Genomic DNA, 17,011 nt, shown 5'->3' on the forward strand with positions numbered 1-17,011 from the left:
AGTTGGCTGCTAACTTTTATGTTATCCGCCAACTAGGTGGCGAATCCTGTTTGGGTTATCGCTCCTTTTCAGAACCAACAACCTAAATTCTTTATATTTTTCAAGCCCTTTACCAGGCCTGGTAAACAGGTTTTACTGTAGAAGTTGCAATACATTTTGAGAGGCTTGGTTAGCCTGACTTAACATGCTCATTCCAGCTTGTTGCAATACCTGTGTACGTGCTAAATCTGCACTTTCTTTTGCAAAATCGGCATCTAAAATAGATGAACGTGATGCACTGATGTTTTCACTCACATTTTGTAAGTTAGCTACCGTATGTTCTAGTCGGTTTTGAATCGCACCCACTCCTGAACGAGCTGAACTTAATACAGAAATTTGACCATCTAACCCTGTAATAGCGGCCGCTGCATTAGCCGAAGTATCGACACCTAGCGCTGTTACAGCTGTTGCAATCGCTGTTCCAGCAATACCTGTTACAACAATCGAGTCTGCAGCATTATCTTGCCACCCAACATGAATCTCAATTTGAGCCGCTGTATCTAATACAGATACGTTGTTGAATTTGGTTGTGCTTGAGATACGGGTTAATTCTGCTGATAAAGCGTTAAACTCTTCATCCATTGATGCACGGTTAGCTGCAGAGTAAGTTCCGTTTAATGACTGAACCGCTAATTCACGTTGACGTTGCATCATGTCACCCATCTCTTCAGCCGCACCATCAATAGTTTGTGCCATTGAGATACCATCATTGGTGTTTCTAATCGCCATATCTGTACCCATGATTTGGGTTGTCATGGCTGTTGATACCGCTAATCCAGCTGCGTCATCTGCCGCGCTATTAATTCTTAGACCAGAAGTCAAACGTTCCATTGCCACTGACTGATCACGACTTGAAACATCTAATTGACGAGTTGCATTGATAGATGCGATATTTGTGTTGATTACCATACTCATGATTTTTCTCCCTGTACTTTATAAGTACCATTTGTGTGTTTTACTTGTATTGTGTTTTTTGCTACTTGAGGCAATGTCTCTTGCCTTCAATTAACTTAACGGAGGGTTTTAAAAAAACTTTAGACTTTTTTTGATATTTTCTTCAGGCAAAAAAAAACCATTCATAAAGAATGGTTTGAAGCCTTTGTATTTAGGGGCTTGAAAGATACTTACCGAATGATTTATTCGATTTGAGCATTTAATGAATCAACAAACTGTTGTATTAATTTTTGATCGAGTTGTGCGTGATTATCTACATTGCTTAGTAACTCATTTGCTAGTTCTACTTGAGCTGATTGAATATAAAACTTGAGTAAATGAATAAAAGCCTCGGTATCTTGCATCAATAAAGGATAGCTTTTCAGAGCCTCGATCGCCCCTTTCACATTACCTAGTATCGCTAAAGATTCTGCAAAGGTCGGTATAAACCGAACATCTTGTTTGCACAAGTTTTCTAAACACTCTAATCCCAGCTCATATTGTTTTTGGGCAAAAGCCAAGCTAAACATCCTTTTAAGCACGTAGGGGTGATTTTTTTCAGTATCAGCTTCAAGATATTTATTAAGCGCTTGTTCTGGTAGGTTTTGCATTTCAAACAAAACCCCTTGAGCATACAGTTGAATTTGTTCAAACGTTTCTTTAGGTAAAGAATCAAGCTGAACAATGATCTTTTCAATTGGATGTATTAGGTTCTGCTCATAAGACTTATCAATTTGCGTAACGTACTCTTGAGGGTTTTGTAAACGTTTATTAAACCTTTCAATCAGCTTACTATCGTCTTTAAGCATCTCTTTATATGTCTTTTCTAATTCCTGAACCTCTTTTGGATACCTTGTTTGATAAAATTCCAAATCGTGTTCTGCTAGATGTTCTAGCCAGACATAAAACCGACCAGGCGTATTTCTATTTAGCCATGCTTGAGAGAGAGTTTTAAAGCTTGTGTTCTCATCCACTTCTGAGCGCCTAAACTCAATCTCTTTTTGCACTTGCTCTAGCTGTTCTAAAAACCCCTGTGAACCATTATGTAAACCCGCAAAAAAACCTGTTAATGCATTTATCATCTCTTGGTGAGACATCGACTCTTCAGAATCCACAGGGCTAAGTGACTGCATAAAATCTTGATAGGCATAATTAACCATGGTTTGATAATCAACACCAACCTTATGCTCTAACTGCTCTTTTAGTTTAAGCACCTCATTGATTCTTTGTTTCTGCTTTTTTGGCTCTTTAAATAAAATCGAGGTTAAATGCAGCCCTTTTTTGGCTTTGGAGGTTATCTCATCAAACCATTTAGAGGCAAAATTAACCTCTGTTGTTAACATCTTTAAAAATGTTTTTTGGGATTGAGCGTCATAATCCAAATAGGGTTTAAAGCTTTCAACCACATCAAATTTACGGCCAGTGAGTTCCACTTGAGTTAAATTTTGGTAATCAATTCCCTCTATCACTGCCGCGCCTGAGTTAAAGTTATGTACTTCTAAGTTTTTCCAGGTTTTAGAAAGCGTGGCTAATTGCTCTTCAAATAGATTTCTTGCATCATATAACTGAATATTGGTACCAACACGCTCTCCGCGATAGTTTATCGCATGGGTATCATTGTGATCACGAATCCCCATCCCAGACTCAATACTACCCGACTCATGGCAGACGCCCTCAAGCGTAAAACAAAAATCAACACCTGCTAGGTATATTTTAGATACACCTAAATACACCGCCATACCAAACATCGCATTAGTGACCGTTGGCCCGTCAGAAATAAAGTTTTCTTCACTTCGTAACGCCCAAGGAAACCTCCTACGAGTGTAGGTTTTTAAGCCTTTCCATTGTTGGATGAGTCTTGGGTATGGGTGTTCTCCTGAAATAAGAATGCTTGTATCTGCAAAATGGTACATCTCTTTAGAGTATTCAAATATCAGCTCTTGCGGGTCTAAGGTGGCAATAAAATCTGGAACAATACCTTCTTTTAACAGGCGTTTACAAATACGGCTGGCCGCAAAAATCCATACTCGGCTTTGATTTTTTTTAAGCCAAGGAATCACATCATCCAAAGAAGGGCCACCCCCTAGAATAACCGCAGGTAACTCGCCTTTTAGCTTGTCTTTTATACTATGTAGCGGATGCATGAGATCACACACATTCGCCATTTGCTGATCAAAGACTTTTTTAAAATCTCGATTATCGACTCGATCAATTCTAAAACGATGAAAGTTTTCCTCTTCTCTTCGATAAATCCCTTGATAAGGCTCTTTGCCCTCTTCGACAATTAAAGACTTCAACAAAATAATGGCATTACGCATGACATAGTCTTGATGTCGCTCATATAGCAGCTCAAATTCAAACGCTTCAAAACTAAAAAACTCAAACTTACTCTCTGGCATAAACTCAATAGTTTGCTCAATATGGGTAAGTACTTCAGGAAAGTCTACAAAAACAAACCGTTGACCAGGCGTGGCTATTTGTTGTAAATACTGAACAAGCAACCCTGAATCCGTACCTAAAACAACATACAGCTTATCTTCGGGTAAGATTCCACCTACGTACTCTTTATAAATTTCTGTAGAACGCGTTTGTGCTATACGTGAAGGAAAGTAGTCTTTTAGTACGATCTCTCCTGCCTGAGTTTCAATGCTTTGCATACATAACCTTAAAATTGTGTGTTGCTATATTTATGTTGTTTTTATTTTTTTAACAAAAACCAGTTAACGTCATCGAGTGGAAAATTTAAATCGGCATGATATACAAATCCATAATCAGCCAGTTTTAAATCTGGATAGAGCGCCATCATCTCTCCCGCAAAATCTCTTTTAAAGTATTTGCCCTCGTTCCCTCTATACTTCACTTCAACAGGGGTTGGGTTGTAGGATTCGGCAATCAAAATCCATTGACTGCTTGACTCATAAATCTTTTTGTACATTTGCGGCAATTCATTAGGGTTAATGTGAATTAACACGCCCAAAATCATAGATAAATCATATTGGTTTTTTGAATCGAAATCTAAGGCCGATTGGTGAAAAATCTCTTTGCAACCACCCCAATTCTCAAGCTGTTCTTTGGCATAAGCATTAATTTCAATAGCCGATAATTCCGCACTAGGCAGTAACCGTTGAATACTTTGTAAATTTAGCCCAATGTTTGAACCAAACTCAATCACCGAGTCAACTTTGCCTGTTGTTTGAAAAACCTTAGAGAATAAAGCCGTTTTGCTAATTAATAACTGCTCATCATTATTTCGTTGACTGTATTCATTACCAAATTCACCCGCCCAAAAAGACTCTTGTTCTGTTTTATATTCCATGATTTATTCCTAATTTTTAGTTAAAAACGAAAGGCAAACATAAGTTACCAGGCCTGGTAACTGTGCTAGATTATTATGATTGCCAATCAGTCATAACTGGCGTCCCACGTTCAATATCTGCGGGTGCTGTTTTTCCAATGATATTATTTAAATATTTTGGCGCAAGTCCAAAACCTGGTCGAATACTTTTAACGTGCTCGTTAGTTATCATCTCACCCGCTTTAATGTTTTTTACAAAATACAAAGAACGACGAAATTTAACGTTTGATACTTCGCTTGATTTACGGCCGTAATCGACTTTTCCAAGTGCTTGCCAGGCGGTTTTTGCTCCATCACACAGCGCTTCTAAATCTTGAGGCTCAAGGGAAAAACTATCGTCAGGCCCTCCCCCATTTCGATCTAAGGTGACATGTTTTTCAATAACACAAGCCCCTAACGCAACGCTAGTGATTGCGGTGGTGTTATCCAAAGTATGGTCTGACAAACCGACGGGGAAACCAAACCTGGATTGCATATCAGTTATAGTTTTTAAGTTGTAATCTTCCGCAGGCGCAGGATACCCACTCACGCAATGTAATAGAGCTAACTCTTTACAGCCACCTTCTCTGGCTGCATCAACCGCCTCTTCTATCTCTTGTGCATCAGCCATTCCTGTAGAGATAATCATGGGTTTTCCCGTTTGCGCCACATACTTAATTAACGGTAAATCCACCGCTTCAAAGCTGGCAATTTTATAAGCTGGTGCGTTTAAATCTTCCAATAAATCTACCGCCGTATTGTCAAACGGGGAGCTAAAGATGGTGATTCCAACTTGTTTAGCGTAATCAAATAACGGTTTATGCCAATCCCAAGGCGTATAGGCTTCTTCATAAAGTTCATATAAAGAACGTCCTGCCCATAAACCATCAAGCAATTGAAAATCGGGTAAACCACTATCGATGGTTAAAGTATCAGCTGTGTAGGTCTGCATTTTGACCGCATCGGCACCTTTTTTTTTGGCCATCTCAATAATTTTATAAGCATTGCGGATATCGCCATTATGATTCGCCGACATCTCCGCAATAACATAAGGTGGAAACATCGCTCCGATTTGACGTTGGTTTATCGTGATTGTTTTACTCATCAACACTCTCTATTTTCAAAATAAATTTCTTGCCATCTTTATAAAAAAAAGCTGGAAATCGATTAGGGTCACAGACTCTCAATAAATTAAATTGTTCATTCAGCGATTTATTGATATCGATTTCACTATCGCATGGTTTTCTTTGTGGCCACGAAGGAGTAAACACTTGTTCACGCTGTTTTATTGGCTCAATACAATTAAAATTGTTTACCGCAAAATTCATCAACTGAATTTCCGCTGAAAACAACAATTGATTGATTTCGTCATAGAGTGCCGTTGAAGGGATATTGACTGTTAGCTTCTGCCAAATGTCCCCAGAATCCACAACATCTTCTGCCTCCAACAAACTAACGACGATTTGTTCCGCACCCGTAAGTAAACTCCACACATGAGGGCTCCACCCCCGACCCTCTGGCAAATCACTGGCATGAATAACTAATGTTTTCTTAAATTTTTCTCTATCGATTTTATTAATAATTTCGCTACAAGAAATCAAAAACAGAATGTCGCCACTTTGTAACTCATCTTTTGAATGTACTATAGAAACTTGGTGTTCTTTTCGCTGGGCACACCACTCTTCAAGCCAAGGATAGATAGGATGTTTTTCTGATGAAACTAGAATAGTGACTTTCATTTAAGACTCTCTATGACTCGATTAACCCCTAGCCCGTCGGTCACTTTAGCGGATTCAAACGCCATTGAAACCTGATCTGTGAGCAATGATTCAAACAGTTCACACAACCGTTCAAAATGATCAAGCGATAATAACTTAACGGCGCTAATTGACTGCAAATTGTGAGCGATGTTTTTTTGGTTATCGGCCAATACCACCATTAGTGTAGGTAAACCTAAACAACATCTTTCCCAACTAGTCGCCCCAGCGGCTCCAATACATACATCCACATGGGCCATCAATTCAGCCATATTATTAACGCCTGAGAGTACATCAACCCGATAAGGTAATGACTGAGCGAGTTCATTTATCTCTTTCAAAAAAGGGGCTGTTCCTCCCAAGACGACTTGCACATGCAAGTTTTTCGGCAACGAGCAACGAATCAATCCTTGGAGCAATTTACTGGTTACATTATCAGGGTCTACACCACCCATTGAAATAAGAAGCGTCTCACAGTTCGCCTTAATTCTGCGCTGTAAACTGTAATCACGCCATTGCGAGAACTCTGGTCTTAACAAGGCGTATTGCGAGCCGAGTAATAACTGACAGTGCTCAGGCACTCGCGAACGGTAATCCTCCTGCTCCCTGCCAAAGGTTTGATCCAACAACAGATTACATAGATGTTTACGATCTGCTAAGTCATCGATAACAAAAAGCTTTTTATAATAAGAGGTTAGTTCCTGTTGCCAGCGGTAATCTATCGCATAATGATCAACAATCAACCAATCGACTTTATTGAATTTTGATAGGATTTCTTTACAAGCGAACGCATCGCCCAACTGGCTGTCTCCCAGCCAATCGGCATGAAACAGTTTATCTGTTTTGTCAGAGTTACCAGGCCTGGTAACATTCAGAGCTTCAAGTAAAAAAACCTCATAGCCTTTTTGTTCAATCAATTGAACCAAGTTCCCCTCATGCGCTCGACAAATAAATCGAACAGTTGCCCCCTCGTTAACCAGAGCATCGGCAAGTGTTAAGCAACGCATAACATGCCCTGTTCCAATGGTATGTGAGGCGTCGGCTCTTATGACAACATGCACGAATTTAAGTCCATTTTTGCGAGTACTTGATACATAAGCTCGGCTCTAATCCAATCGTCTTGAGTATCTAAATCCTGAACTAAATATCTTGGGAGCACATAAGGAGTTGCTGAATCTGAAAAAAAGAGTTTTTCCTGTTTAAACGCTTCAGGTTCCCCCCAATAGAATTGACCCGCATCGTGATACGCTTCTTCTAAATCTTGAGAGCGTACATTGAAGTTTTCTGGATAAAACATTTCAATACGGTTGCTCTCGTTAATCTTAACCGCTCTTTGAATCGGCGAGGCAAAAGGGGTCACGGTAAAACAGTAATCGGCGTGACTCTTTTTCAACTGTTTATACGATTCTTGCAAATTACAGGCTTGAACAAAAGGAGCGGTGGCATAGAGCGCGCAGACAGAGTCGAATTTATCCCCACGCTCTTCAAGCCACTCTATCGCATGTTTAATAACAGGAATCGTTCCAGCAAAATCATTGGCTAACTCTTCGGGTCTTATAAAGGGCACTTGGGCGCCAAAGCTTTTAGCAATTTCAGCGATTTCTGCGTCATCTGTTGAAACAATGACTTTATCAAAACAACCGCTCTTCAGCGCCGCCTCGATGGAATAGCCAATGATTGGCTTACCTAAAAAATGCTTAATATTCTTGCGGGGGATGCGTTTACTACCACCTCTTGCGGGAATGACACAGAGATTCATCTTGCTGCTCATATTAAATCTCGTTCCAATATTTTAACCACTTTATCTTGTTCTTGTTCAGTCATGGCGTGAAAAACAGGAATACTAATGACTTGCTGATAATAAGCTTCAGCCATAGGAAAATCCCCCTCTGCAAACCCCATTTGTTGATAAAAGGGTTGGGTGTGTATCGGAATATAATGAATATTCACACCAATACCATGCTCACGAAGCGCTTTAAAAACCTGAGCTCTGGTTTTAAAAATCAGGTTGGTTTGAATGAGTATCGGGTATAGGTGAAAGGATGAATCAGTGTCGGCATGCTGAAAAGGTAAAACCAAAGGCAGGTTATGCAACAATTCATCATACCGTTTGGCAAACGCTTGACGAATGCAGACAAATTCATCGACACGTTGCATTTGACTAATCCCTAATGCCGCTTGCATTTCAGTCATGCGATAGTTAAAACCTAAATCAACTTGCTGGTAATACCATTCACCCTCCAATGCCTTTGTCATCAGATGAGGCTCACGCGTCACACCATGACTTCTTAGCAGTTGCATTTTTTCTGCCAGGCCTGGTTGATTTGTGGTGGCAACACCGCCTTCACCCGTGGTGACAATCTTAACGGGATGAAAGCTAAACACCGTAATATCCGAATATTGGCAACCACCAATGGGTTTACCTAAATATTTACCGCCAATGGCATGAGAGGCGTCTTCAATAATCTTAAAACCGTATTCTAGGCTGAGTTCATAAATACGTTTCATCTCGCAAGACTGGCCTGCAAAATGCACGGGAATCACAATTTTAGGTAATTGATTAGTCTGCTTGGCTTGCTTGAGCTTCTCTTCTAAGTGATTGGCACACATGTTGTAAGTGTGTGGATTGATATCCACAAAATTCACTTTGGCGCCACAATATAACCCGCAGTTTGCTGAAGCAACAAATGAGTTTGGGCTGGTCCAAAGCCAGTCGCCCTCTCCTAGCCCTAAAGCCAAACAAGCAATATGCAAGGCGGAGGTTGCACTGTTAACCGCAACCCCATAGTTAGCCCCACAATAGTTGGCAACGGTTTTTTCAAACAAGGGTACTTGCGGGCCTTGGGTTAAATAGTCTGACTTTAAAACCTCTACGACCGCATCAATATCGGTTTGTGAAATATCTTGCTTACCATAAGGAATCATCAACCCAAAGCCTATATCATTTGATTGTACTTTTTCACGTCTTCAACAGACAAAAAATCTGGATTGGTGCCAGAGCAATAGGCAAACCCTTGTTTTACTGGCATGCCTGTTTCACCTAATGCGTTGGTGGTGTAACTATTGCCTCGTTGAGTGAAAGTAATAGTGGGGGTTATCACATAAAAATCTTTAAACTCAATGGTATGCATAGAATCATCTTCTGGGCACATGATTTCGTGGAGTTTTTCACCAGGCCTGATCCCCACAATATCGATATCTGCTCCAGGCAACATCGCTTCGGCTAAGTCGGTGATACGCATTGAGGGAATTTTGGGTACAAAAATCTCACCGCCGTGCATACGTTCAAAGTTCTTTAATACAAAATCCACACCGTCTTGCAAGGTAATCCAAAAACGCGTCATTCTTGGGTCGGTAATAGGGAGTTTAGTCGCACCTTCGGCAATCAATTTTTCAAAAAATGGCACCACAGAACCACGTGAACCGACTACGTTGCCGTAACGTACCACTGAAAACTTTGTGGGTAAATCGCCTGCAATATTGTTGGCCGCCACAAATAATTTATCGGATGCCAACTTGGTTGCACCATATAAATTAACTGGGTTAGCGGCTTTATCGGTAGAGAGAGCAATGACTTTTTCTACCTTGTTAGCAAGTGCCGCTTGAATCACGTTTTCTGCGCCAATAATATTGGTTTTAATACACTCCATTGGGTTATATTCAGCAACTGGGACATGTTTTAAAGCGGCTGCATGAATCACATAATCTATTCCCGACATCGCCTGTTTTAAACGCTCTGCATCTCTTACATCGCCAATAAAATAACGCATTTTACTCGACGAAAATGTTTGCTGCATTTCATACTGTTTGAGTTCATCGCGAGAATAGATAACGATTTTTTTGGGTTTAAATCGCTCTAACAAAGTCTGTACATATTTATGTCCAAAAGACCCTGTTCCACCTGTAATCAAAATACTTTTATTATCAAACACAAAATTTCCTTTTGATTAAGCCATTACGGCGATACTAAGCAGCTAGATTAAGCAGTTCTTTATATCGATGTTTAGCCTGCGTCACTTTTTCTATGTATTTTTTTGTTTCATCCGACTGATGACTGTATCTTAAGGTACGATATACCTGGCGCGGGTGCAACTGATTAATCCTTTTAATCGCTTTTTCAGGTGTATTGCCAAACAATTTTAACACCGTTGATAATCCACCGTTATAAGAGGAAATAGCAACCAATTCTTTGTTTTCTGAATTGCGTATCCCCTTTAAATAAAGGTTATTCAGTAACCCTATATAAGCCGTACCGACTCTAATATTCTCTTTAGGATTAAACAGTTCCGATTGCGTTGGTTGCCCAACCCGCTGATCAATCAGTTTATAGACATCTCTTCCTGCTGCATTGGCTTTAACTTGCATTAAGCCTAAGGCGTTGGATTGACTCACGGCTCGTGGATTAAAAGCACTCTCGACATGCATAATCGCAAAAATAAGCTCTGCAGATACTTTATATTTTTTAGCATACTCATTTACCCAGGCCTGGTAACTCTTGATTGAATTTGGAATTTGAAGCTCTGTCAAAGGAATCGTTACAACGGTAAATACTCCCTGCTCATCTTCTACCTTTTGGCGGTGATTAATTAACAAATATTCAGCATACCTAAACGCTTGCGCTGGGTAACGAATCGGTTTTTTATATTGATTGAGTGCCTTCGCATATAAATAAGGCTTTAAACGGGTATCAATCGCAGATGATGAAACTAAATCATCGGCATCTAAATAGTTGGGTTGAACCAATAATCGAGATAAAGCTTTTTGCATCTCTCTTTCAGAGTAGTCCGCCGTAAACTCCACCACAACTTCATTGTCTAACTCAACCACGAGGGGGGCGCTTTTATCCGTTGATTCGATAGCACTTGCGGGCTTACTTATTAAGGTATCAGATGCAAACAACTCATTTTTATTCCCTGTCTGATTTTCATACGGAGTTGAATATGAACGGTAGTCCAGCCCTGTCTCAGCATCAGCAGCTTTGAACTCTATGGGTGTTGATTTTTTGGCGCTCTCGGCAAGCTCATTATCCAAAATATCTTTTTCGGAGATTAAACTAGACCGAGAAGGAAGGTAGTTTTCGGACACAATCGAGCGAAGTCCAATAGCCCCATAAACATGTGTAACCTCTTGTTTATTAGAACCTTTTAAGGCAGCTGAATTTAAAGTCATCCAATTTTGAAACGACGCCACATAGCTGGCACTCAGCAATATCAGTGCAAACATAAATACGGTTATCGTCATTGTCATCATTTGTTTATTCACAAAAAAACCTCCATATAGGAGGCTTTAGCAAAACAAAGACCAAGTTTACGTGAGATTATCGCCTTTACCTTAAATAATTAAATAAAGACATCTCTTGAACACGCGTAAACACTTGCTGTGCCATTTGTAACGCTGTTTGAGCTTGAGTTAAATCGGTTACCCCTTGAACGACATCCATATCTTCTAAGCCCATACGACGCTCTTCTAAAGCAATTTTAAATGTTTCACCAGAATCAAACTGTGATTCGATACGGTTTTGACGACCACCAATTTCTGCTCTCACTTGAGATAATGAATCAATCCCTGTTTTTAAATCCTCAGCAATACCTGCTGGCGGTTCATTACCTGCTAATAATGCATTTTTCAGCTCAACTAACACATTTAAAATATTCTCATCAGGTGTTCCTGTAAAGGTAGTGGTTGTCGTGATACCAAACACTTCATTACCATTATCAGAAACTCTTACTCGGCTAGGGTCGCCCTGATCATCTGCCGTTAATTTATTATCTGAATCAAAACCAATTTGCACAAAACGCGCTCCATAATTAGCTTGTGAGTCCTCAACGGGTGTAACACCATCTGATTCAACCTGGCCTGCAGCATTCGCACTACCAATATAAGCATAGTAACCAGGGTTATTCACATCTTCAACAAACGCTTTTTCTGCAAACACGCTATTACCCGCAAACAATAATTCACCTTCAGAGTTTTTATAATTCATACTGCTATGAACTTGCTGAATCAACTGGTTTACTTCTTCACCTGCCGCTTTTCTATCTGCAGCCGAATAAGTACCGTTGAGCATTTGAATCGTTAATTCTCGAGCTCTTTGAAGTGAATCCACCGTATCTGCTATCGCGGTCTCTTCTTGAACTAGCTGTGCTTGGGCATATTCACCATTTTTAGCATATTGATCAATCGTGTTCATCGTTCTATTTAATGAGTGGATTTGATTCGATGCAACAGGGTCATCGCTCGGCGCATTCACTTTTTTACCCGTACTTAATTTTAACTGGGTATCCAATACATCTTGTTGATGTTTTTGAATGGCGTTATAGCCTTGACTATGAAACATACTGGTTGAAATTCTCATAATTTTATCCTCTGACCACACCTAATAGCGTTTGAAACAATGATTGTGATGTAGAAATAATTTGTGCTGCCGCTTCATAAGCTTGCTGATATTTTATAAGGTTAGCCGCTTCTTCATCTAAGCTCACGCCTGAGATTGAATCTCTTTGTTGAACAAGTTGCGTAAAAACATTATTTTGTGCTGTCTGCTGTATTTCAGAACTTCTTACATACATTCCCACATTGGTTGCCATTTTAGAATAACCACCTAATAAGGTTTCTGAAGCTTGACCACTCTCATCCGAAAACAAAATTTTTGCCGATTGTAAGCTCGCCATATTGGCAATATTGACATTATCACCCTCTGCAGCGGGTGTTGGATTGGTATCTGCAGGATCTGGAGATTGTCCGCGTGTAGCAAGTGAATCTTCATCTTTAAGAGCCACTGCAAAGTTTTGTAAAATCTCTTGATGCGGTTTTACTAAAAAGCTATCACCCGCTACATTGGTATTGGCACTTAAATCAAATAATAACCCATCTAATTGATAGGTATTAGGCGCCGCTCCAGCCGTAGGCGTGAGTTCTTCTTGGGTATGTTTATCATAGAATTTGTAGCCAGCACCATCGGCTTTAATTTCATATTCACGGGAGGTGAACTGACCAATTTGAGACATAGCATTGTCTAAATAAGTTTGCTTTTGTGCATAAGTCCCAGCTTCTGGCAAAGTATAAGGTGGTTCAGACACACCTTGATTAGGGTTAAAGCTAACCATAATATCACTGCCGTCTTGAGCGTTGCTCTTGGCCGCTAAAACGCCGTCAATATTTAACGGTTCAAATAGGTTTCCGCCTGGCTGGTCATTTGAATCGTAGCCTTGATAATGTTGCCAGTTCATTGAGGCAACCATACCGTTTAAGGTTACACCCAAGTCATTTTGCGCTTGATCAAGCATATTGGTTCTAAAGTCCAAGACACCGCCCAATTCACCGCCTTTAATACGGTCACTTACCACTTGGGTTGTGCCATTAATGGTCATGTAGAGCTCAACTCGACCTTCATTTTGGTAAGGGCTTAAATCCGCTTTCAGTGGCACAATTTTATTGTCTGCTAATAATGGTAAACGACCATCACTTAAAAAAACCTCAACCTGACCACCCTCGGTTTCTGAAGATTTAATGTCAATATATTGGCTAAGTTCCATAACCGCTTGATCACGCTGATCAAGTAAGTCATTGGGTAGCTGCTGTGAATTATTTAAAGAATTTGCTACTTGAACATTAATCTTTTGAATGGTTTCTAAACGCTCATTAATTTCAGTCGTTAAACCTGTTATTTGATTGTTCACCTGGTCTTGCGTATCGTTAAGAACCGAAGTTAAGTTTTGAATATGACTACTTAAACTACCTGCATCATCTAATACCAATTGACGACTGGTTGAAGAAGTGGGATTACTGGCTAAATTCTGCAGTGAATCAAAAAAACCTTGCATAAATTCTTGCACACCACTGTCATTTCCAGAAATGACCCCCTCAACCTGAGTCGACAAACTTAACTGTGTGTCATAACGATTCAATATTGCATGACTATTAATTAATTGTGACTGTATGTATTCCGCATTAATACGTTCAACTGAATCGACTTGCGCGCCCCCACCCATAAATGACGGACCCACAATATTAGGCGAGTTACTTAAAATTTCAGCACGCTGGCGACTGTACCCTTCAGTACTCACATTGGCCACATTATGACTCGTTACATCCAATGCATTTTTAAAGGCCATGGTTGCTGATGAACCTATCGTTAACATATCAGCCATAACGCGCTCCTATTCTGGTCAGAATATTTTTGAAAAAAATTTCAATTAGTTAATATTTCTTAATTTTAAAACGGCTTCTGTAGAGTTTGGTACATTCAAGTTATCCAAAGCTATTTCTTGCTTATTATGCTCTACCTCTGACTCCTGCGATGTTGTTTTGGTAGTTGCAGGTATACTAGGTAAAAGTTGTTCTACTATTTTATCGGCAAAACCTAGAGTTCCTTTAGCCGCTAAATCTTGAGATAACTGTTTATCATGCCAATCTTTATAAAAATCACCTTGATTTCCATCTAACCAACCATCATCAAAACTGACTTTTCTGGCCTCTTTGAAAACCTGTTGGACAAATATCGCTTCAAATTGTTCAGCCACAGGCTTGAGTGCTGAACGTTGATCTTCACGAGCTTGTTGTTTTAACGTTTCTAACCCTTGAATATTGACATAATTTTGATGGGCTTGCGGTGTATCAGTATTTTTTGAAAACGCTAAGGGATTATTATTGATTTCCATTCATTTTACTCCTAGATGACTAAATAATCATCAAATCCGCTTTTAAGGCACCCGACTGTTTTAATGCTTCTAAAATAGCCACCAAATCACCAGGAGCTGCACCTACCTTATTTACCGCTTGAACAATATCATTTAAAGATACGCCCTCTGGAAATTTAAACATTCTACCCGTACCATTTTGCTCAACACCCACTACTGTGTTTGGCGTTACAGCTGTATTGCCACCCGCAAACGGGTTTGGTTGTGAAACTTCAGCCGATTCAGAAATTTTGACAGTCAGCCCACCATGCGTCACTGCCGCAGGACTCACTCTAACGTTTTGTCCAATGACTACGGTACCCGTTCTCGAGTTCACAATAATTTTGGCAGCACTTTGACCTGGTGTGACTTCAATATTTTCTAAAATTGATAAAAACGCAACACGTTGATTAGGTAAGCGCGGCGCCATCACTTCGACCGATTCACCATCTAGTGCACTGGCCGTGCCTGCTCCTAACTGCTCATTGATTGCATTAACTAAATTAGAGGCGGTTGTAAAGTCAGCATCTTTTAGGTTTAAAGTAATCGTATTCCCTAATTCAAACCCTGTATTTACCGTTCTTTCAACCATAGCACCATCAGGAATTCGCCCAACACTTGGGACATTAATGGTAATTCTTGAACCATCTGCACCACTCGCATCTAGGCCCCCTACAACTAAGTTCCCCTGGCCTAAAGCGTAAACATTTCCGTCAACCCCTTTTAACGGAGTCAACAGCAAAGTACCGCCACGTAAGCTTTTAGCGTTACCTAGTGATGAAACAGTAATATCAATCTTTTGACCGGATTTAGCAAAGGCAGGTAATTCAGCGTGAACTGCCACTGCAGCGATGTTTTTAGAGTTGGTTTTAACACCTGCTGGCACTTTAATACCGAACTTATTTAACATACTCAGTAAACTCTGCTCGGCAAACGGGGTTTTATCGCCAGAGCCATTTAAGCCAACCACCAGACCATAGCCAACGAGTTGGTTAGAACGAACGCCTCCGACATTAGCAATATCCTTGACTCTTTCTGCATAACTGTAACTGCTCCAAGAGAGAAGCAATGTCAAAAAGATGACTATTTGTTTGCTGTACATATTATTTCCCCTACCTATGTAGTGTTTTATCTGGTTAAAACGGTTTTTTATATTTTTTTAAACCTCTGCTTCTAACGAGCAGATAGGTTTATCCTATGTGATTAAAAGCATAGGCTATGCCAAATAAATAAAAAAGTTAAAGCTTTTCGTAACTTGGCCGATAATAAGGCTTTTTAAAAAACACATAAAATGAAATCGAAAAGTTACCAGGCCTGGTAAATCACAGAGAAGATTAAAAAATGAAAAAACCGACCTGCAAAAAGGAGATTTAAAAACAGGTCGGTAAAAACGGAAAAGCACATGTAAACGTGCTTGTTTCAATACTGAAATGATTTAGCTCGCATTCTAACGTAGAGTTGAAAAAAAGCCAAATATTTACATATAGTTACTGACTTTTAAAGAGGCCAATATTTAGTCAACCACTGAGTACCAACACCTGCACGTGCTGAGTCGCCTGTCATTCCTACATCTTTGTAAACTAGGCGAACATCGGCTACTTTTTCAGAAGCGATCGTGTTATCTGGCTGAATATCTTCTGGACGAATAATACCTGCAAATTGCACAACCTCGTCGCCATCATGGATGGTAATCCATTTTTCACCACGAATCACTAAATTACCATTGGAGATAACCTCAACCACCGTAACAGCAATAGAACCCGTTAAACTTGAATTTTGTTTTACATCACTTTTACCTGAAAATGCGCTTTCAGAACCATAACCGATGCTTAACCCTTGAACAGGGGCTGTTAAGGTATTGATTGCACTTCCTACAACATTGTTGGGTGTTGTCACACTAAAAGGTGTCGATACGCCATAATCTTGACTATTAGATTTGTCATATTTCGCTTCATCTTTCTTTTTAGCTGACATATTTTCACTTAAAGAGATAGTAATAATATCCCCCACTTTATGAGCGCGGGCATCATTAAAAAGTGTCATAGCACCTGCCTGATACAGAGAACCATTTTTTGGCTGTGCCGTTTGTGGAATATTTAACGGGTAACTAGGGGCATAACTCATATGCTCCATTCTTTCTGGTGGGCTTGAACAACCTGATAAAAATATGGTAGCCAACACCAAAGCTAAACCCGCTTTATTTTGACCTGTTAACTTATTCATAATTCATTCCTATCTCTATTTAGAATTCAATAGAAGCCTTTTGGCTT

The 17,011-nt window shown here is 39.9% G+C and carries 15 protein-coding genes; all 15 read right to left on the bottom strand.

The features are described from left to right. Positions 1-132 precede the first annotated feature (132 nt). The 15 genes from A379_RS03200 to A379_RS03270 all read right to left on the bottom strand — a co-directional run bounded on the left by A379_RS03200 (position 133) and on the right by A379_RS03270 (position 16,964). Positions 133-954 (bottom strand): flagellin, encoded by an 822-nt coding sequence (locus A379_RS03200; RefSeq protein WP_040725690.1) that lies wholly within the window; start codon positions 952-954, stop codon positions 133-135. A 221-nt stretch (positions 955-1,175) separates the two neighbouring features. After that, entirely contained in the window at positions 1,176-3,629 is a 2,454-nt protein-coding gene (locus A379_RS03205) for a 6-hydroxymethylpterin diphosphokinase MptE-like protein (protein WP_040725691.1), read from the bottom strand. Between the two features lie 41 nt (positions 3,630-3,670). Continuing rightward, positions 3,671-4,288, bottom strand: a complete 618-nt coding sequence (locus A379_RS03210) for a pseudaminic acid biosynthesis-associated methylase (protein ID WP_040725693.1) — start codon at positions 4,286-4,288, stop codon at positions 3,671-3,673. Between the two features lie 73 nt (positions 4,289-4,361). Beyond that, a complete protein-coding gene (pseI, locus tag A379_RS03215) occupies positions 4,362-5,411 on the bottom strand; it encodes a pseudaminic acid synthase (RefSeq protein WP_040725695.1) in 1,050 nt (349 codons plus the stop codon). Next, on the bottom strand, positions 5,404-6,045 hold the full coding sequence (locus tag A379_RS03220; protein WP_040725697.1) for a formyltransferase family protein: 642 nt from the start codon (positions 6,043-6,045) through the stop codon (positions 5,404-5,406). Before A379_RS03220 ends, pseI begins: the two co-directional genes overlap by 8 nt. Then, entirely contained in the window at positions 6,042-7,124 is a 1,083-nt protein-coding gene (pseG, locus tag A379_RS03225; RefSeq protein ID WP_040725699.1) for a UDP-2,4-diacetamido-2,4,6-trideoxy-beta-L-altropyranose hydrolase, read from the bottom strand. The genes A379_RS03220 and pseG overlap by 4 nt, the downstream gene beginning before the upstream one ends. After that, positions 7,109-7,834 carry a pseudaminic acid cytidylyltransferase gene (pseF, locus tag A379_RS03230; protein ID WP_232744810.1) on the bottom strand — a complete coding sequence of 242 codons (726 nt, stop codon included), beginning with the start codon at positions 7,832-7,834 and terminating at the stop codon, positions 7,109-7,111. The genes pseG and pseF overlap by 16 nt, the downstream gene beginning before the upstream one ends. Next, positions 7,831-8,988 (bottom strand): UDP-4-amino-4,6-dideoxy-N-acetyl-beta-L-altrosamine transaminase, encoded by a 1,158-nt coding sequence (pseC, locus tag A379_RS03235; protein WP_040725701.1) that lies wholly within the window; start codon positions 8,986-8,988, stop codon positions 7,831-7,833. Before pseC ends, pseF begins: the two co-directional genes overlap by 4 nt. Before the next feature lie 11 nt (positions 8,989-8,999). Beyond that, positions 9,000-9,995 carry a UDP-N-acetylglucosamine 4,6-dehydratase (inverting) gene (gene pseB, locus A379_RS03240; RefSeq protein ID WP_040725703.1) on the bottom strand — a complete coding sequence of 332 codons (996 nt, stop codon included), beginning with the start codon at positions 9,993-9,995 and terminating at the stop codon, positions 9,000-9,002. A 34-nt stretch (positions 9,996-10,029) separates the two neighbouring features. Then, on the bottom strand, positions 10,030-11,325 hold the full coding sequence (locus tag A379_RS12570; protein ID WP_051144973.1) for a murein transglycosylase domain-containing protein: 1,296 nt from the start codon (positions 11,323-11,325) through the stop codon (positions 10,030-10,032). A 64-nt stretch (positions 11,326-11,389) separates the two neighbouring features. Beyond that, on the bottom strand, positions 11,390-12,418 hold the full coding sequence (flgL, locus tag A379_RS03250) for a flagellar hook-associated protein FlgL (RefSeq protein WP_040725704.1): 1,029 nt from the start codon (positions 12,416-12,418) through the stop codon (positions 11,390-11,392). 4 nt (positions 12,419-12,422) lie between these two features. Next, complete coding sequence (gene flgK / locus A379_RS03255; protein WP_040725705.1) at positions 12,423-14,213, bottom strand: flagellar hook-associated protein FlgK; 1,791 nt, start codon at positions 14,211-14,213, stop codon at positions 12,423-12,425. A 45-nt stretch (positions 14,214-14,258) separates the two neighbouring features. Then, positions 14,259-14,723: a rod-binding protein gene (locus A379_RS12575; protein ID WP_051144974.1), complete on the bottom strand. Its 465-nt coding sequence runs from the start codon at positions 14,721-14,723 to the stop codon at positions 14,259-14,261. A gap of 19 nt (positions 14,724-14,742) precedes the next feature. Further along, positions 14,743-15,843 carry a flagellar basal body P-ring protein FlgI gene (locus A379_RS03265; RefSeq protein ID WP_040725706.1) on the bottom strand — a complete coding sequence of 367 codons (1,101 nt, stop codon included), beginning with the start codon at positions 15,841-15,843 and terminating at the stop codon, positions 14,743-14,745. 395 nt (positions 15,844-16,238) lie between these two features. Continuing rightward, on the bottom strand, positions 16,239-16,964 hold the full coding sequence (locus A379_RS03270; RefSeq protein ID WP_051144975.1) for a flagellar basal body L-ring protein FlgH: 726 nt from the start codon (positions 16,962-16,964) through the stop codon (positions 16,239-16,241). Positions 16,965-17,011 lie beyond the last annotated feature (47 nt).

Source organism: Thiomicrorhabdus sp. Kp2, from assembly GCF_000478585.1.
Lineage (GTDB): Bacteria > Pseudomonadota > Gammaproteobacteria > Thiomicrospirales > Thiomicrospiraceae > Thiomicrorhabdus.